Annotated in this window: 20 protein-coding genes and 1 pseudogene; 19 read left to right on the top strand and 2 right to left on the bottom strand. The window is 44.2% G+C overall.

The genetic code is table 11. The annotated features are described in order from the left end of the window. The first annotated feature begins 56 nt into the window (after positions 1 to 56). From ACPV3A_RS28355 to ACPV3A_RS28275, 17 genes and pseudogenes are all read left to right on the top strand, one after another. Positions 57 to 908, top strand: a complete 852-nt coding sequence (locus ACPV3A_RS28355) for an S-layer homology domain-containing protein (protein WP_426202807.1) — start codon at positions 57 to 59, stop codon at positions 906 to 908. Between the two features lie 361 nt (positions 909 to 1,269). Continuing rightward, the gene (locus tag ACPV3A_RS28350) at positions 1,270 to 1,950 is read left to right on the top strand and encodes a DUF4405 domain-containing protein (protein WP_426202805.1); all 681 of its coding nucleotides are present in this window, start codon (positions 1,270 to 1,272) and stop codon (positions 1,948 to 1,950) included. A gap of 29 nt (positions 1,951 to 1,979) precedes the next feature. Beyond that, the gene (locus ACPV3A_RS28345) at positions 1,980 to 2,528 is read left to right on the top strand and encodes a cytochrome P460 family protein (protein ID WP_426202803.1); all 549 of its coding nucleotides are present in this window, start codon (positions 1,980 to 1,982) and stop codon (positions 2,526 to 2,528) included. A gap of 47 nt (positions 2,529 to 2,575) precedes the next feature. Further along, positions 2,576 to 3,031, top strand: a complete 456-nt coding sequence (locus ACPV3A_RS28340; protein ID WP_426202802.1) for a cytochrome c maturation protein CcmE — start codon at positions 2,576 to 2,578, stop codon at positions 3,029 to 3,031. 25 nt (positions 3,032 to 3,056) lie between these two features. Then, entirely contained in the window at positions 3,057 to 5,036 is a 1,980-nt protein-coding gene (locus tag ACPV3A_RS28335) for a heme lyase CcmF/NrfE family subunit (RefSeq protein ID WP_426202799.1), read from the top strand. Position 5,037: 1 nt separating this feature from the next. Next, complete coding sequence (locus ACPV3A_RS28330; RefSeq protein ID WP_426202797.1) at positions 5,038 to 5,541, top strand: cytochrome c-type biogenesis protein; 504 nt, start codon at positions 5,038 to 5,040, stop codon at positions 5,539 to 5,541. A gap of 307 nt (positions 5,542 to 5,848) precedes the next feature. Beyond that, positions 5,849 to 6,550 carry a heme ABC exporter ATP-binding protein CcmA gene (gene ccmA, locus ACPV3A_RS28325; RefSeq protein ID WP_426202795.1) on the top strand — a complete coding sequence of 234 codons (702 nt, stop codon included), beginning with the start codon at positions 5,849 to 5,851 and terminating at the stop codon, positions 6,548 to 6,550. Then, positions 6,547 to 7,230 (top strand): heme exporter protein CcmB, encoded by a 684-nt coding sequence (locus ACPV3A_RS28320; protein WP_426202793.1) that lies wholly within the window; start codon positions 6,547 to 6,549, stop codon positions 7,228 to 7,230. The genes ccmA and ACPV3A_RS28320 overlap by 4 nt, the downstream gene beginning before the upstream one ends. A gap of 2 nt (positions 7,231 to 7,232) precedes the next feature. Further along, on the top strand, positions 7,233 to 7,922 hold the full coding sequence (locus ACPV3A_RS28315; RefSeq protein WP_426202790.1) for a cytochrome c biogenesis protein: 690 nt from the start codon (positions 7,233 to 7,235) through the stop codon (positions 7,920 to 7,922). A gap of 11 nt (positions 7,923 to 7,933) precedes the next feature. Beyond that, positions 7,934 to 8,065, top strand: coding sequence for a CcmD family protein (locus tag ACPV3A_RS28310; protein WP_426202789.1), 132 nt, complete (start codon positions 7,934 to 7,936; stop codon positions 8,063 to 8,065). 5 nt (positions 8,066 to 8,070) lie between these two features. Continuing rightward, complete coding sequence (locus ACPV3A_RS28305) at positions 8,071 to 8,580, top strand: TlpA family protein disulfide reductase (RefSeq protein ID WP_426202786.1); 510 nt, start codon at positions 8,071 to 8,073, stop codon at positions 8,578 to 8,580. 200 nt (positions 8,581 to 8,780) lie between these two features. Continuing rightward, entirely contained in the window at positions 8,781 to 9,137 is a 357-nt protein-coding gene (locus ACPV3A_RS28300) for a cyclophilin-like fold protein (RefSeq protein WP_426202784.1), read from the top strand. Between the two features lie 265 nt (positions 9,138 to 9,402). Next, positions 9,403 to 9,672, top strand: coding sequence for a carboxymuconolactone decarboxylase family protein (locus ACPV3A_RS28295; protein ID WP_426202845.1), 270 nt, complete (start codon positions 9,403 to 9,405; stop codon positions 9,670 to 9,672). A gap of 38 nt (positions 9,673 to 9,710) precedes the next feature. Then, positions 9,711 to 10,394: pseudogene (locus ACPV3A_RS28290) on the top strand (aldo/keto reductase); the annotation flags it as partial. Positions 10,395 to 10,428: 34 nt separating this feature from the next. Continuing rightward, positions 10,429 to 10,626: an aldo/keto reductase gene (locus ACPV3A_RS28285; protein WP_426202781.1), complete on the top strand. Its 198-nt coding sequence runs from the start codon at positions 10,429 to 10,431 to the stop codon at positions 10,624 to 10,626. Positions 10,627 to 10,644: 18 nt separating this feature from the next. Further along, the gene (locus tag ACPV3A_RS28280) at positions 10,645 to 11,625 is read left to right on the top strand and encodes an aldo/keto reductase (protein ID WP_426202779.1); all 981 of its coding nucleotides are present in this window, start codon (positions 10,645 to 10,647) and stop codon (positions 11,623 to 11,625) included. 198 nt (positions 11,626 to 11,823) lie between these two features. After that, positions 11,824 to 13,017, top strand: coding sequence for a sugar efflux transporter (locus ACPV3A_RS28275; RefSeq protein ID WP_426202777.1), 1,194 nt, complete (start codon positions 11,824 to 11,826; stop codon positions 13,015 to 13,017). A 562-nt stretch (positions 13,018 to 13,579) separates the two neighbouring features. Here ACPV3A_RS28275 and ACPV3A_RS28270 read toward each other — a convergent pair. Together ACPV3A_RS28270 and ACPV3A_RS28265 are read right to left on the bottom strand one after the other, a co-directional pair. Then, on the bottom strand, positions 13,580 to 14,497 hold the full coding sequence (locus tag ACPV3A_RS28270; RefSeq protein ID WP_426202775.1) for an AraC family transcriptional regulator N-terminal domain-containing protein: 918 nt from the start codon (positions 14,495 to 14,497) through the stop codon (positions 13,580 to 13,582). Positions 14,498 to 14,583: 86 nt separating this feature from the next. After that, the gene (locus ACPV3A_RS28265; RefSeq protein ID WP_426202773.1) at positions 14,584 to 15,435 is read right to left on the bottom strand and encodes an aldo/keto reductase; all 852 of its coding nucleotides are present in this window, start codon (positions 15,433 to 15,435) and stop codon (positions 14,584 to 14,586) included. Between the two features lie 711 nt (positions 15,436 to 16,146). Here ACPV3A_RS28265 and ACPV3A_RS28260 point away from each other — a divergent pair. Further along, positions 16,147 to 17,319: an MFS transporter gene (locus tag ACPV3A_RS28260; protein ID WP_426202771.1), complete on the top strand. Its 1,173-nt coding sequence runs from the start codon at positions 16,147 to 16,149 to the stop codon at positions 17,317 to 17,319. Positions 17,320 to 17,329: 10 nt separating this feature from the next. Further along, complete coding sequence (locus ACPV3A_RS28255; RefSeq protein ID WP_426202768.1) at positions 17,330 to 17,974, top strand: NAD(P)H-binding protein; 645 nt, start codon at positions 17,330 to 17,332, stop codon at positions 17,972 to 17,974. The last annotated feature ends 6 nt before the right edge of the window (positions 17,975 to 17,980 follow it).

The raw sequence follows: 17,980 nt of genomic DNA, 5'->3' as shown, positions 1-17,980 counted from the left end.
TTTTTAATACGAGTCCTGCGGTAATTGCCTCTGGAGGAAACACGAATTTTTCAGATGTGAGTTCCGAGGCATGGTATGCGAATGCTGTAGCCTATTCTAAAAGCAATAACCTTATGAGCGGCACGACTGAAACAACATTCACACCGATTGCCCCTATGAGCCGGGCGATGCTCGCTACCGTTCTTTGGCGTATGGATAGCAGCCCCTTGGCCAATGACGCAATGTCGTTTGAAGATGTTGCCCCAGGCACTTGGTATACGGAGGCAATTCGCTGGGCCAATTCTGCGGGGATTATCTCAGGATATAATTCTCAAACCTTTGGAACGAATGACTACGTGACACGTGAACAAATCGCAACGCTGGTGTTCCGCTATGAGAAGTACAAGAACGGTGACATTGACATTACGGAACAGCTTGATTTTGCTGATTCCAATCAGGTGCGGGATTGGGCGACAGAGTCTGTTGCATGGGCAAAGCAAAACAACATCATGAACGGCAAACCGGGAAATAGGTTTGATCCGCAAGGTCAAGCTTCTAGAGCCGAAGTTGCGGCGGTACTGATGGGTTATCGTTCGAGGTTGGCAACAAGAGAAGACTTTGTATACGCAGACGGCGACTACACGGCGACCGGTCAATACGGAGGTCTTCCCTCGACCATCACCGTATCCGTCACCCTGAACGACGATGTCATCACCGACGTTAATGTTACTACTCATGCGACGAACCCGACATCCCTTGATTTGCAGCGCCGCTTCGCCGCAGCGGTCCCGGCGGTCGTCGTCGGAAAGCGCATCGATGAAGTGAACGTGGGCCGCCTCGCAGGCTCCAGCCATACCCCCGACGGGTTTAACGATGCGATCCAACAGATTAAGGAGCAGGCCGGGATAGGTCGGACAAACTCGAATTGACGCTTGACAGTCACCATCCGGATGGAAGGGGAGGTGTAAGTGAACAGATTGTCCAATACGATGATGCGCAACTCTAACGAAGAAGCACAGCCGGCGGATAACCAGAATCAACAACAAGCACCTGCACCTAATGTCACCGGCTTCACAAAAAGTTGCGTGCGGTAATTCAGGTGGAGCGACAGATGGCAGTCAAGGCGGCGAAGCGGAGGCGGAAGTAACGGTGCTTATGAATGTTTAATACACCGGAGTTGAGCGTCAGTGAAAGGTTATTTATTGCATTATAAGAATTCCGAAGCATATTTTTACTTCCGCGTAAGAATGGGAGGTAATCTTACGGGGCGTTAGAAAGTAGGGGGACTCATTGAATCGATATCTGTTATTCAGGCTGGTCATTGATCTTGTTATGACAGTTCTCATGCTTGTAGCAATGGCTTATCATATTACCGGTAATAAAACCCATGAATGGGTTGGAGTCATCCTGCTCCTATTGTTTATTATTCATAATATTTTAAATCGACGGTGGTATAGGACGATTTTTACGGGGAAATATCATATACGACGTTTGTTAAGTATAGCGGTCAATCTGCTTTTTCTTGTATCTATGGGTGTGGTGATACTAAGTTCCTTTCCGATTTCCCTCGACATATTTTCCTTTGTTTCGATGAACGATGACATGTTTGTCAGGCAGATACATGTTCAAACTGCTTATTGGGGATTTATCTTCATGGCAGTTCATATAGGAATGTCCTGGGGAACGATTATTAACGCAGTGCGAAGGATGACGGGAATTACCGGCGCGAGCCGTATCCGCACGCTTTCGTTGCGCATCTTGGCGGTGTTGATTGTTGTCTATGGAGTAAAGACCTCCTTCGAGATCGATATGGCTTCCAAGCTGACCATATATGATCCATTTGGTTTTTGGGACGAATCCACACTAAGGTTTATAATTGATTACCTTTCCATCGCAGGCATTTATATCTGTGGGACGCATTATGCTCTGAAATTTGTACAGAAGCAGAAAAAAGCGAAGGCTCAGAAATAGACGATGACGATTTAGAGGAGGAAAACAGTATGAAAAAACTATTATTTTCGGCCCTGGCATTGGTAATGGCCCTCACACTTGTCGCTTGCGGCAGCAGCAACTTTGAAACGCCAAACAATACCGGACAGGCGGAGCAGTCACCCAATGGTAGTTCACAGGGAGAAACAAACGGAGAAACAAACGGGAATGTTCCTCAAACCCCATCTGATGGTAGTCAGGTTCAATTTCCTGAAAACTTCGCTGAAGGGGTGCTTTACACGACGGTTAGTAGAGGAAATATGTACGGAGAGATCTATACGAGCCAAGAAGCGATTGAAGCTGTGCAAAGCGGTCAGCCTGTACCACGCGGCACTGTGATCACTTACGTGATCAATAATGATGGAGAGCTTACCAAATACTTCGTGATGGAAAAGCGCGGTGGATCGGCCAATGGAGGATGGGAATATCAAGCATTCAATCCTGACAAGTCGGTGAGAATTGAGGAAGATCTCAATCGCTGCATTTCCTGCCACATGAGTCAAGAGGAAGATGACTACATGTATAGACTCGAACAGATGTTAAGCGCGGAGTTGTCTTAAAACGGTGCTTGACTATTAGCAAAAATCGAAGACTTGGAGGTCGGGTCATGAAAAAAAACAAGAAGGTGCTTGTGGGAGGGGGATTTATCGTTGCCGCGATTGTGTTCCTTCTATTGGGAGCTGCACCCGCGTCCAGTGGGGTCGAAGCGACGATCGGGCAGCTGCAATCCGAATCGGCGAAGTATAGACAGAGCAATTATTTGTTGGTTCAAGGCGATATCATCGGGGATTCGATTGAATGGGATGCGGATACAATTCAGCTTCGCTTTAAAATCAAAGATGAAGAAGGCAATATTCTTCAAGTGGTTCATTCCGGGGTTAAACCGGATAATTTCTCGGAAGGGATTATCGCCATCGTAGAGGGGACATACCGGGAAGACGGGGTTTTCGAAGCCGACAGAGTCAAGACTAGATGTCCTTCTAAATACGAGGCGCGGGATTCGAAGGAATATGACCCTGAGTCCCATAAACAGTTGAATAACCCAGCTTCCGGAGATGAATGATGATTTATAAGCAGGAGGAAGCCAGATGTACCTACTTGGAAATACAACCATATACCTAGGGTTGGCATTATCTCTTTACTCGATCGTTGCGATGATTTTGGGAATCCTTAAGCAGAATCAGAGGATGGTCGACAGCGGCAAACGAGGTTTGCTTGCCGTTTTTATTTTGACCGCTCTAGCCATGCTTATAATGTTTTATTTGCTCGGAACCAGTCAGTTTCAGTATCGATTAGTCTCGAATTATACGAGCAGCGATCTTCCGTTAATGTATAAGCTATCTGCGCTATGGGCAGGCAGCGCCGGTTCATTATTGCTTTGGTTGTTTTTATTGACCTCGTACACCGTCATGGTGGTTTATTCGCGAAAAATGAGCAATAATCCGATGGTCCCTTATATTGCTTCAATCATGGCGGCGAATTCGCTTTTCTTCTTCTTTATTCTGGCGTTCATAGAGAAGCCTTTTGTTCTTCTGGATTATGTTCCAACGGAGGGGCGAGGATTGAATCCTCAATTGCAAAATCCCGGAATGATGATTCATCCTATCACTACCTATCTGGGATATGTGGGGCTGGCCGTTCCGTTCGCCTTTGCGATGGCAGCCCTGATATTGAAAAACATGGACAATTTCTGGCTCCGAATGACTAGAAGATGGACGCTCATCGCTTGGTTGTTTCTAAGCTTAGGGAACCTCTTAGGCGCTCATTGGGCGTATATGGAGCTAGGCTGGGGAGGATATTGGGCCTGGGACCCGGTAGAAAACGCCTCATTTATGCCTTGGTTGACCGTCACCGCATTCCTTCATTCCGTCATGATGCAGGAGCGGAAAAATATGTTAAAGGTTTGGAATGTCGGATTGATTATCGCTTCTTACGCTTTAACGCTTTTCGGCACCTTCCTGGTGCGCAGCGGTATACTGACATCCGTTCATGCTTTCGCGAATTCGAGTTTAGGGACCTGGTTTTTGATATTTCTGGCCGTGGCTGTTTTTTTCTCCTTGTACGTACTCATGAACCGTTATCATTTGCTTCGGGATGCAGGCCGCATTGAATCATTGATTTCCAAGGAAACCAGCTTTCTCGTCAATAATTTGCTGTTGGTAGGCGCGGCTTTCGCCATATTGTGGGGGACTATTTTTCCGCTTGTCTCGGAGGCGGTACGGGGAACGAGGGTAACGGTCGGGCCTCCGTTCTTCAACACCGTGCAAGCGCCTATTCTGCTGAGTCTGATATTCGTCATGGGGGTTTGTCCGCTAATTTCCTGGCAGCGATCCACTACGAAGCATCTTATGAAAAATTTCTTGATTCCCGCTTTGTTAAGCTTGTCGGTGTGCGTGATTTTATTGGCAGTAGGGATGAGAAAGGCATACCCGATTATCGCTTACAGCGTGGTTTGTTTTATGCTAATTACTCACTTTATTGAATTTTACCGTGGCATTAAGGCGAGAAGGAAGATGACCGGGGAAGGTGCAATTAGGGCTTTATATAATCTTACAACGAGAAACCGGAGGAGATATGGAGGATATATTGTGCATTTCGGAGTCGCGCTGATTGCACTGGGGATCATTGGCTCTCAAAATTTCGAGCAGCAGACCATGAGGACGGTTGGGCCGGGGGAATCCTTTGAAATTGGCAGCTATTCCATAAATTACGATAGACTAAATGAAAGAAGTGAAGGAATCAACAGGGTGGTTTATGCTGAACTGTTAATTGCGAAGAACGGCGATGAGTTGGGGCTTCTAAGACCTGAGAAAGTCTTCTACGGAATTGGGGAGGATCCCTCAACGGAAGTAGGTTTGTATAGCAATTGGCGGGAAGATTTGTATGTGGTGTTGAGCAGTTGGGAGCCAGATGGACGGGCTACCTTTGTCGCCAAGGTTAATCCAATGATGAACTGGATCTGGTTTGGCGGAATGATACTCGTTATGGGGACCGTATTCGCATTATGGAACGGTAAATATGGAAATATCACGCCGAGATATTCAGGTATAGCGAGGCAGGTGGCGTGAAGTGAAATGGCGGGTTTCTTTTTTTATCATGACCTTTCTCTCCGCCGCAACCTCCTATGCGCAAGCAGGGTTTCAATTTGACTATAATTCGGATGAGTTCAAAGAGGTGGCTTCGCAATTTTTATGTAACTGCGGGTGCGGCCAAAACGTCTTTGATTGCGATATGAGCAACTGCGGGAATTCCACGGCCTTCAAAAGGGAAATAGCCGAACTCATTCTTAAGGGTTGGGATAGTGATCAAATCCGCGAGCATTATGTGCGGATGAATGGGGAGTCGATTTTAATGGCCCCTCAGACGGAGGGCTTCAGCTTAATGGCCTGGGTTTTACCTTTCGCGGTGCTTTTTCTTGGAGCCGTTATTGTTTATTTTGCGGTTCGCCGGTGGGTAAAGCGAAATGAAGCGAAGACTCGAGATCAGGAAGGAAAAGAAGCGAGCTTGCCGGAGGAAGCGGAAGATGAAAATATGAAATCCATGATCGAACAAGAACGAAAAAAGTATTTGTAGGCAGGTGATCAAGTATGTCGGCTTTGTCGATTATATCTACTGTCGCAATCGTATTATTTCGCTTATATTTGGTCATTTCTCCATATTTAAGGAAGGAAGTGATAGAGGTGAGCAAATATGCCGACAGTCCTCCGAAAGAAGAGACGATAGACAAGAAAGACCTTATGGTAACGTTAAATGAAATTGAATTTGATTACAGATCGCACAAAATATCTGACGAGGATTTCCATAAACTGTCGCGGCAATATGAATCCATCCTCATACGCACTATGCATGAAACAGAGAAAAGTTCAAAGGACGATTCGCTATGATTTGCACGCAAGGATTGGTGAAAAGAGCTGGGGATAAAACGATTCTTCAGGGAATTGACCTGGAAATAAACCGGGGTGAAACCGTCGCGATTCTTGGCTCTAACGGAGCGGGAAAAAGTACCCTATTAAAGATTTTCGCTCTCTTAAGCAAACCGACTTACGGGGAGCTAAAAATAGACAATATGGCTGTTCGAGATCATGAAGCCCATATCAAAAGAATGATCGGTTATTTGCCGCACAGCAGCATGCTGTACGACCACTTTTCCCCGATGGAGAATTTGATTTACTATGGCTCATTGTATGCTGTGGAAAATGCGAACGAAAAAGCGGATGCACTGCTCGAAGAGGTAGGGCTGAGCTTGTTCCGTCACGAGCCAGTTAAAAACTTTTCTCGCGGGATGCAGCAAAGACTTGCAGTTGCCAGGGCGATAATCCATTCTCCGCGGCTCCTGCTTCTCGACGAACCCCATACGGGGTTGGACCAGCAAGCCATCATGCTGCTAAACAAGGTAATTGTCCGTATGAAAGAAAAGGGAGTCACAACTTTGATGGTTACCCACGATTTTAAGATGGCTGCAGAAGTTTGCGATCGGATCATTATTCTTCAGAACAGCTGCGTAGCTGAAGATTTTCAACTAAAGAACGAAAGCCAGTCCGACATCGAAGAGAAGTATTCAAAAATCGTGGCCGTGCCATGATGAATTTTATGAAATCAACGCTTCATATCACCAAGAAGGACTTGTATACGGAATGGAAGACCCGACAAACCATAAGCACCATGCTGATCTTCTCGGCTTTGGTGATCGTGGTGTTCAGCTTTGCTTTTGATCCTACCAATTCCTCAATGCAGGCGGTCACTCCGGGCGTCATTTGGGTGGTTATCGTTTTTTCGAGTATTTTGGGACTAAACCGTTCTTTTCTAATGGAATACAAAAACGATAATTTATCAGGTATGCTGGCAGCCCCCATCGATCCCTCCAGTATATATTTAGGGAAGCTGCTTGCTAATCTCGTTTTGGTGCTTATCGTTGAACTGGTTTCCATTCCGCTATTGTTTCTGTTTTTTGATTTTCGCTGGATGGGAAGCCTTTTGTACTTTGCAGGTACAGTTCTGCTCGGTACCTTTGGATTCATTGCCATTGGAACCTTTTTGGCCGCGTTAGCTGCGAACTCGCGAAGCAGTGAAATGCTGCTGCCGGTCATTCTGTTTCCGGTGGCGACGCCTGTACTGATTGGAGCCGTGCAAAGCACCAAAACGATTTTAACCGATGCTGAAAATATCTCGAGCGCGGTATCCTGGATGCAGTTTATGGCGGCGTATGATCTCATTTTCTTTGTCGTGTGTTTTCTATTATTCGAATATGTAGTTGAGGTGTAACCATGCATAAAACTCTCGTCATCCTTACCATCCCGATGATGCTTATAGCATTGTACCTTACTTTTGTTTGGTCGCCTGAAGAGGCGGTGATGGGGATCGTGCAAAAGATTTTTTATTTTCATGTCGCATCCGCGTGGACGGCTTTCCTCGCTTTCTTCATTGTCTTTATCTACAGCATTGCGTTCTTGATCACCCGCAAACGGTACTATGATATTGTTGCCGGCGTTTCCGCAGAAATCGGAGTCGTTTTCACAGCGATTGTTCTGACAACCGGACCGATCTGGGCACGATCTGCATGGAATACTTGGTGGTCGTGGGAACCCAGATTGACAACAACGCTCATACTCTTCTTCATCTATTTAGCCTATATCATGATTCGCCAAATGGAAGGGGTTTGGGAAAAGAAAGCGCGATTGGCGTCGGTATTCGGGATTATCGGATTCATTGATGTCCCTATTGTGTACATGTCAATCCGCTGGTGGAGGACCAAGATGCATCCGATCGTTTTTGGTGAAGGAATTGACCAGAGAGGTGGGGGAATTGAACCGGAAATGATGATTACTTTGATATTCACTCTCGTTACTCTAACGTTGGTCTATGTGGTTTTATTGCAAAAAGGTATTTACATTGAGAAAGCTAAGATCGCTTTAATTCAATGGAAAGAACAACTCCAAGAAAAAATAGTCCGTTAGGGGGAACCGAAATGTATTATCTGTTTGCTGCGTATTCCGTTGTGTGGCTTCTTATTGGAGGGTACCTGTTCGTTCTGGGGAATCGGCAGGCAAAACTAAGTAAAGAGTTGAAATTTCTTCAGGATATGCAGAAAAAAGGATAAGGCTTATGAATAAACAAAAGCTAGTTCAAATCCCGATGCTTCTTCTGATTATTGTTTTCTTTGTGATCATGGTCTTAGGGCTCAGGGAAGACAGAGTTGTAACAGGTATAGGGGAAGCGGGTTATGATTTCAAACTGGAAGATCTGAAAGGAAATGTGCATCAGTTGTCTGATTATAAGGGCAAGGTAGTCGTTATCAATATATTTGCCACCTGGTGCGAACCTTGTGTAGATGAAGCCCCGGAGTTGGAAGCTTTTGAACAGAACTATAATAATGAAGCTAAGTTGCTCATCCTTGATAAGGGCGAGCCAAAGGATCGAGTGGCAAAGTTTATTGAAAAACACAAAACAACTTCCACTTATCTGTTCGATTTTGACAATCAGGTTTCCGAAAAATATGGAGTTAGAGGACAACCAGAGACTTTCATTCTCGATAAAGAAGGGATCATTCGTCAACATATTATCGGGACTGTAAATAATAAAATGTTAGCCGAGGCAATACAGCCTTGGATATAGAGCACCCGGAGAGAATGAAGAGAAGACATCGTAAAAATAGGGCTGCCTTGTAGGAGCCAGACTTACCCTGATGGGTTCAGAGTACCTCAGGCCCTCATACCCTGTTCAATTGGCACAACCGCTCTGTAACATATACGATTCGAACTTACAATTATCAGAAACAAAACATCGCAGATGAACAAGAGGAGAGTGTTAATGCAATGAAAATTAAACTAACGATAGAACAGGATCAATATACTGCTACGTTAAATAATAGCAAGGCTGCGGCAGATTTTATTGGCCTGCTACCCATGACACTAACACTTGAAGACTATGCGGGAATGGAAAAAATAAGCGACCTTCCAAAGCGACTTGCGACTGATCGTTCTCCGAAAAGTAAATCTGCTTCGATAGGCGATATTACGTACTATGCTCCATGGGGGAATTTAGCTATTTTTTTTCGTGACTTTCGAAATTCTCCGGATTTGATTAAGTTAGGCAGCATTGATGCTGGTGGTGAAAAACTCTCTTCCTATAAGGGACCTGTAGAAGCGCGACTGGATATTCTCGAAGAGTAATAAGATATCAATTAACATGCACCATGGAGAGATGGGACTCTTTTTTATAATGATCCTTTGACGAGAGGATTAGGCAAACATTCGAGACGAATAGGATATCTATCCCATTTTTGTTTAGTGCATAATAGGGCTGAGCATATATTTGCTGACAGCAAAAAATTCCACAACCTAAGGCACTATACTAAGAAGGAAGAAGGGATACGCATTGTCAGATTTAAAAGAACTTACTATTGCAAAAAGAGCGATCGGAGATTTCGCGCCGAAGATGGTGGAGCTAACGGACGATGTTTTGTTCGGGGATATATGGAAGCGTGAGGAGCTCTCGTCGCGCGACCGAAGTTTGATTACGGTATCCAGTTTAATCACTGGCGGAAATACGCAGCAACTGAAAAACCATTTGAATTTGGCTAAACAAAACGGTCTTTCGGAAGAAGAGCTGATCGAAGCGATGATCCATCTTGCTTTTTATGCAGGCTGGCCAAAGGCCATGTCGGCCATAATGGTCGCAAAAGAAGTATTCGCGAAAGAGAAATAATAAAAGAAAGTCTTTCAGTATGTCAGTGAGGTGATCCGATGGATATTCGTTCGCTCGGAAAAACAGGATTAAAGGTAAGTGGCTTGTGCATGGGAACGATGACCTTTGGCTATCAGGCGAACAAACAGGCTTCATTTGAAATTCTGGACAAAGCCTATGCAGCCGGCGTGTATTTCATCGATACGGCCGATGTGTATCCAATTGGCAGGGAATCGCATGCCGTCGCGGGTGCAACCGAGTCAATCATCGGGGAATGGCTGCAGGGTAAACGAGACAAAGTAGTGCTTGCGACAAAGTGTTTCGGCTCGATAGGACCTGGTCCCAATGAAAGCGGCTTGAGTCGGAAGCATATCATCACGGCGGTAGAAGACAGTCTGCGCCGCTTAAAGACGGACTATCTAGACCTCTGCCAGGCTCACCAGTTCGACCCGGACACGCCAATGGATGAAACACTCCGCGCATTCGACGATCTTGTTCAGCAAGGTAAAGTTCGTTACATCGGAATCTCGAATTGGCGTGCCTGGCAGGTGGCAAAGGCAAACGGTATTGCAGATCAGAAAAATTACGCCCGGATCGTAAGCGTTCAACCGCGTTACAATCTGTTGTTTCGTATGATTGAGGACGACCTGGTTCCCATGGCGCTTGAAGAGGGAATCGGCATGATCAGCTACAACCCGCTAGCTGGCGGGATGCTGACGGGCCGGTACGGAAAAAACGCCCGTATCGAAGAAGGGACCCGGTTTGGACTCGGGAACAATGCGGGGGTTTTCTACAACGGCCGTGAAATGGGTTACACAGCAGCCTGGCATTACATCCGCCATCATTGGCGCCAGTCGTCCGGAGCAATTGGATGCGAGTCTGCAAGCCGCCAACATGGATGCTTTGACCGAACAGCATCTATCCTGGCTCGACGGGCTGTGGTTTTCGCTGCCCCGCCGCCGCGAATTTAGCTAGAAAGGAAGGGGTCATCAAATGGAATATGTGAAACTAGGAAATACCGGCATGGATGTGTCCCGGTTGTGCCTTGGCTGTATGGGATTTGGTATAGCGGAGCGGGGGCATCATCAATGGGTACTAAATGAAGAAAACAGCCGTCCAGTGATTAAAAAAGCCCTGGAACTCGGCATCAATTTTTTTGATACGGCAAATATGTATTCGGGCGGAACAAGCGAGGAAATTGTGGGGCGGGCGCTCAAGGATTATGGGAATCGGGATGAAGTTGTCCTTGCGACGAAGGTTCGTTTCCCAATGCGCCAGGGTCCGAACGCGGCAGGCCTTTCCCGGAAAGCCATCATGACGGAAATTGATCACAGCCTTAGTCGTCTGGGAACGGATTATGTGGACTTGTACCAAATTCATCGCTGGGATTACGATACACCAATCGAAGAAACAATGGAAGCACTTCATGATGTGGTGAAAGCTGGCAAGGCAAGATATATAGGCGCATCCGCCATGTATGCATGGCAGTTTCTGAAGGCGAAGCATATCGCGGAGAAAAATGGATGGACCCCGTTTGTGTCCATGCAGAATCACTACAACCTCATTTACCGTGAAGAGGAGAGGGAAATGCTGCCGCTCTGTAAAACAGAAAAAATCGCTGTCATTCCCTATAGCCCGCTCGCAGGAGGAAGATTGACAAAGGATCCCCAGGACAAAACGCATCGTTCGGAAACCGACCAAATGATTAAACAGAAATACGACGCGACGGCAGATACCGATCGATTAATTATCGATCAAGTAGCGGCGATCGCCGATAAACATGACGTTCAACGTGCCCAAATCGCACTTGCCTGGCTGCTGCAGAAAGAGCCGGTAACAGCTCCCATTATCGGCGCAACCAAAGTGACGCATCTCGAAGATGCAGTATCTGCTCTTTCCATTAGATTAACTCCTGAAGAGATATCCTCGCTGGAAGAGCCGTATGTACCTCATCGAATCGTAGGTCACCTGTAATATTCGCGGTAAGCGCGGTATCTGTTGGGGTATCATTGATCCTTTTCACTTTATTTGTGAAACGTTTATTGAAGGACAAAGAACAGTCGCTGAGTGTGGAACTGCTCCAATAGAATTGAGTTGACTAAAATCCCTTCACGATATGATGGGATTTTTTAGTGAAGAGCATTAATCATCATTGTTTTAAGGAGGGTAACGTTGTACACACGATTAAAAAAACTGTTTGCGATCAAGGGATATCGTTTATTTGTCATTTGTGTTCTATTAGTAGGCACCGGGATTTCGATTACGCTCCCGTACTTAGCTCTCTATTTTACAGAGGATTTGGGAATGAGTGCGGGAGCCTTCGGCGTTCTAACAGCTGTGAGTTCATTAAGTGGCGTGGTAGCCAACTCATTCATTGGCAAATATTCGGATCGTGGGCTGGACAGGAAATTCATCATTATTTTAGCCACGATTTCATCAGCACTAGGCTATATTTCATATTTAGTCTTTGATAACTTCTTAATTTTGCTTATTGTTGTTAGTTTCTTTAGTGGTTTAGGGGCAGCCGCCATGCCGCAAATTTATGCCTATGCTCAGGAATCTGCAAATGAAAGCAACTCTGATGATAAGACGTTTGCGATGTCAACTTTACGCTCACTTGTATCTCTCGGATTCCTGGGCGGTCCTTTAATCGGAACCATAATTTTAGGTGCTTTTGGCTACAAGGGACTATTTCTGGGGACTGCTGCAATTTTTCTTACAATTAGCTCTCTTGTGTTACTATTTCTTCCTAAAAAAGAAGCGGCTCAAAAGAAAAGACCTGAGAAAGGCTCAACTTCACTCAACCGTAGGCAGATTTGGTATCCAATGATTGCATTGACCTTACTATTTGCGGTTAATGCAATCAACGGGATCGTGATGCCATTGTTTATTGTAAACGAGCTTCATGGTACGCATACAGAGGTCGGATTGATCGTTAGTATTTGTGCTGGTCTGGAGATTCCTATTATGTTTATGCTAGGGGCCGTGGGCAGAAAGATATCGAATCATTCTTTGATGATCAGCGCTTGCATGATTGCAATCTTTTATAACATGATATTGAGTATTTCTACTGATTCATGGCAACTGATCGTAGCACAGCTTTTGCAGGCGGCGTTTGTAGCTATCGTTATGGGTAATGGACTGGGCTATTTCACGGAGCTGCTTCCAAATTCGCCGGGGATGTCCTCAACGATCTATTACAACGTATCGATTATTGGTAGGTTAGTGGGGAATTTAGGAGGTGGCATCATTGCTCAGTTTGCAGGGTTCCGTCAGGTTTATTGGGTATGTCTGGCTATTGTGATGGTCTCGTTCTTTATCTTATGGAGTATAAGACCCCATAAGGAAATTAAAGTCGCTGCTTGAGGTAATCAATAGCCATCAGAAAGTAAGCACCGGGAATCGTTAGGTCAATAATGAAGGAGCAGCTTGCTATGGCTAGCTGTTCCTTTCTCTTTAATAGTGCTATTGTAATGCATATTTCTCCGTGATTTAAGTGGTGTTGAGAGGATTAGGCCATTATTCGAGAAGAATGGGATATCGGTTTTTTTCTCATCTGTTGCATAATAAGGATGCGCATAAATATAACCCCCTAAAGTCACAATAATGCAAAGAAGGAAAAGAAAAACCATACAGAAGTGGAACCTGGGACGGAATTTACAAAACCAAGCTTTTACTAAGCTGGATTACGAGATGGTGAAGTAGAAAATCATCAAACTTTTTTGTAACACATGATTACAAAGAAAGAATCCATTTTGATCAATCTTTTTTTCAAAATGGATTCTTTTTGTTTACCATAGAATGCGGATTTGTAAGAATTTTTTAAAACTAGATAAGCTCGTTAAAACGGCTCCACATTCATGGTGCCGTTTTTAACATGGAGCGATATTACAATGACGACAGGCCGCTGGTCCACGGGCCAAAAGAATCACGCGTTTATCGTTTCGTCATAGTTCTCCCGCAGGCGCTTTATATCTTCTTTGGGTGGAAAACCAAACATGCGGGAATATTCACGGCTGAATTGCGAAGGACTCTCATAACCAATTCGGAATGCGACATCAGCGGCATCTGTTGACTCAGACAATAACAATTGCCGCGCTTTTTGTAACCTCAGTTGTTTTTGGAATTGAATGGGGCTCATCGCGGTTACCTCTTTAAAGTGCCGATGAAGTGAAGATACACTCATATTTGCTATTTCCGCAAGTTCCTCAATCCGAAGAGAGCGATCATAGTTATTCATGATCTGTTCGATAACGTCTCTTATAAGATGAGTAGAGCTTCTTTCAATTGCAATTTGTTCCAGTGATTCTCCGTGCGGTCCTTGCAAAACCCTATACAGAATTTCTTTCGTATATAGAGGAGCAAGTGCCGGAATATCGTTTGGATTTTCCAACAAACGTGCTAGCCTGATGACCGCATCTAACATCGATGACTCGGTCGGGCTGACAAACATCCCACGCTTAGCATTTTCTTTTTTTCCTGTTTGAATTTTAAAATCTCGTATTACTTCTAAGATTTGACTGCGTGTGAATTCAAGATGGAGGGCCAAATACGGAACTTCAGGAGAAGCTTTCGTTACTTGCCCGGAAACAGGGAGATCAACCGATGTAACAAGGTAATCTCTAGGACCGTACCTAAAGTGCTCCTGCGCCAAAAATACCTCCTTCGCACCTTGAACGATAATACAAATGCGAGGCTTATACATACTGTGACTTAATTCGGTAACTCTGGAACGGCGAAGAAAAAATAAAGACGGAATCGCAGTAACGTGAGCACCATCGCGTCCTGAATATGTCTCTATGATTTTAGCTAGCTCTTTCTGATTTTTATAGATTAAATCAGTCATTGAATCCTCCTTGTTTCTTTCTTCTTACAAGTTAAAATGGAATGGAGCAGATTTCCTAGGGTCATCTGCTCCTTAATTTATGGTTGTTAAATATCAAGTTTTCTGGTACTAATCCATTTTACCATTTCAGGATCGCGATGAGAAAAGAACAGGCTCTGTTTCGTATCTAACGAAGTAATCGACTCCATATCCTTTTGGCTCAATTCAAAATCAAAGATATCGAAGTTTTCGATAATTCTTTCTTTACGAACAGACTTTGGAATCACAACGACTTCTCTTTGTGTCAACCAACGTAAAACCACCTGAGCAACGGATTTATTATACTTTTCAGCAATAGATGTCAAAACCTCATTCTGAAACAAGTTGTTTTTCCCTTCAGCAAAAGGCGCCCAAGACTCAATCTGAACGTTGTTCTCTTTCATGAATTTCGCACTCTCGATTTGCTGGTTGAAAGGGTGCGTTTCAACTTGGTTCACGGCAGGAACGACTTCATTATGAAGGATCAAATCAATCAGGCGATCCGGGTGAAAGTTACTAACGCCGATGGCACGGATCTTTCCTTCACGATACAATTCCTCCATAGCCCGCCAAGAACCATGTACATCGCCAAATGGCTGATGAATTAAATACAAATCCAAATAATCCAATTGCAATCGTTCCAATGATATTTCAAAAGCCTTTTTTGTGCGATCATATCCCGTATCTTGAACCCAAAGTTTCGTCGTGATAAATAATTCCTCTCTTGCGACGCCACTGCGTTTGATCGCTCTTCCAACAGCTTCTTCATTTAGATAAGATGCAGCTGTATCAATCAGTCGATAACCAGCCGTAATAGCGTCATAAACGCTTTGTTCACATTCTTTTTGATCAGTCATCTGAAAAACACCAAAACCGAGTATGGGCATTTCAACACCATTGTTCAAAATTACTTTCTGCATAATAAATCCTCCCGTTTTTAATTATAATTTGTAAATCGATTTGATCTTATCCATTACCTCTATAACAGGCTTACTCCGTCGACTTTCCCTCTTTGGACCACTCCGATACAAGCGCCTAGTTCACATCTATATTATGCACCAGTTGACAAAGCAAACGTTATAACATTAGTGCCAAATGTTTGCCTAATCCTATCACAATCACTGATCTAACAAACGAATGGGGCATGTGTGACTCAAATGCGACCGATACGCCACGAGTTTACATCCTTATTTTATGCACGGTGGTTCAAGGCTAGAAAGAGGTATTGCCGGCACTTTAGATACAGTCATGCCGATTCTTTTCCAGAAGGGGGATCTTGCTTAAAATAATTAAATTAGTTCTTAATAATTCTACAAAGAGATTCATAAATCTGATAGGACTTTTTCATTTTTACATTGATACATTTGAAAAGTATAACGAGGATTATGGAATTCGTCGAATAAGTAAAAAGTCATTCGCAAGAGAGCATACGATTCTTCCTTAACTAGGTGTGAGACTATTAGGCAATAATTCAAGACAATTATGATACCGGTAATATGCTCAACCCTTGCATAATAAAGAGGAGCAGTTCTCGCACATACTTGAAATGCGAATGATTAAGCAGAATATTGTAAGAAAGGCGCACTACGGATTATGTTTACGTAAATTGGATAGAAGGAAGGACAACAGCTTTGAATAACAGCTTAAAGATATACATGTTAGCCCTGATCAGTTTTCTGGTCGGGACTTCTCAATTCAGCATTGTGGGTATGCTTGATCAAGTTGCGGCATCCGCTTCAGTATCTGTATCCACAGCAGGTCAACTGATTACAGTTTTTGCCCTGGGAAACGCGGTTGGCACCCCTTTAATTATGATTGTCACTGCTAAAATGAATCAGCGGAATCAATTATTAATGGCTCTCGGGATTATCGTTCTTGGTATTGCCTTCATGCTTGTTCTTCCAGGATTCGGTTTCCTGATGGTCTCTCGAGTCATCATAGGAATTGGAACGGGGGTCTTTGTTGTCTCGGCTTATGCCATAGCAGCAAAGTTGGCTTCTCCTGGACGTCAGGGTGGGGCCATGTCTACCGTTGCGATGGGGTATAGCTCGTCGTTAGTTTTTGGAGTTCCCATTGGACGTATTGTAGCGGCATCCTATGATTGGAAATCAATTTTCTGGGCAATTGGTATCCTTAGTCTGTTAGCTGTCTTTGTTGTGGCCAGTACGATTCCTTCATTAATTGGCGATTCGGCTGTCCCATTGCGTAATCGATTTTCTCATCTAAAAAACCCGAGGATCACGATTACACTTGCAGTAACATTCTTCGTTTTTATCAATTATTCGGTCATAAATACGTATATTGCGCCATATTTAACGTCCGCATTACCGACGATGACCGATCAAATCAGCTTTATCCTACTAGCGATGGGGATAGCAAGCTTGGTTGGTTCTAGACTTGGGGGCTTTATGGCCGATCGATTGGGGACCATACGAACCATTTCCATGTCTATGGTTGTCCAAATCGTGGCATTGGTGCTTCTAGCTATCAATCCCGGGTGGATTGTCGTAACCATTCCACTGCTCATGATTTGGGAGATTGCTTGTTGGACATTTGGGCCAACCCAAAATCTCAATCTCGTTTCACTTGCACCTGAAGCCTCAGGTATTCTACTTAGTTTAAACAGTTCTTTTGTACAACTAGGATTTGCAGCTGGAGCTGGAATCGGTGGTGTTACCGTGGGGATCTGGTCAATCATGGACATTACTTGGGTAAGCTCGATAACTGTTCTGATAGCAGCTGTGCTTTCAATGATAACAGCCCGGCTTTCTCGGTCATTTTCAAAAAAACTAATGATAAAGTAGGGAAAAAATCATGAAAATTCTGATTCTAGGCGCAGCGGGACAGATCGCCCGTATGCTAAAAAATGAATTGCTCCATAAAACGAATCATCAGCTCATTCTCTATGCAAGAAATGGTCACAAACGTTTAAATGTTGGTGATGACGGGCGAGAAGTTGTATATGACGGTGATTTTAAAGACAAAAATAAGCTGATCGAAGCGATGAAAGATGTCGACCTAGTTTATGTTAATGATATGGGTGACGAGAATTCCACAAAAACGATCATTGATGCCATGGAGGTTACCGGAGTAAAGCGAATCATTGCTGCATCGATACTGGGAATTTATGATGAAGTGCCTGGGGCTTTCGGTGAATGGAACAAGCAAATGATCGGGGGAAGTAGTAGAATGCAATCCCAGATTATATCTGCGAGGTTGATTGAAAATTCTAATCTAGAATATACATTGTTACGGTTAACATGGCTGTACAACCAAGAAGGCAATACTCGATACATGCTCACTCAGAAAGGAGAATTATTTAAGGGTGCCCAAGTTACGCGTCAGGCTGTAACTCAATTGATCATGGATATCATTGAAGAAAAGAGTGATCAATATCTTACGGTTAGCTTAGGTGTCAGTGAACCCGATACTGATTGGGCAAAGCCTTCATTTTATTAAAGAATT

The organism is Paenibacillus sp. Dod16 (genome assembly GCF_049893405.1).
GTDB lineage: Bacteria > Bacillota > Bacilli > Paenibacillales > Paenibacillaceae > Paenibacillus_AQ.
This window is presented reverse-complemented; position numbering and strand designations above follow the sequence as displayed.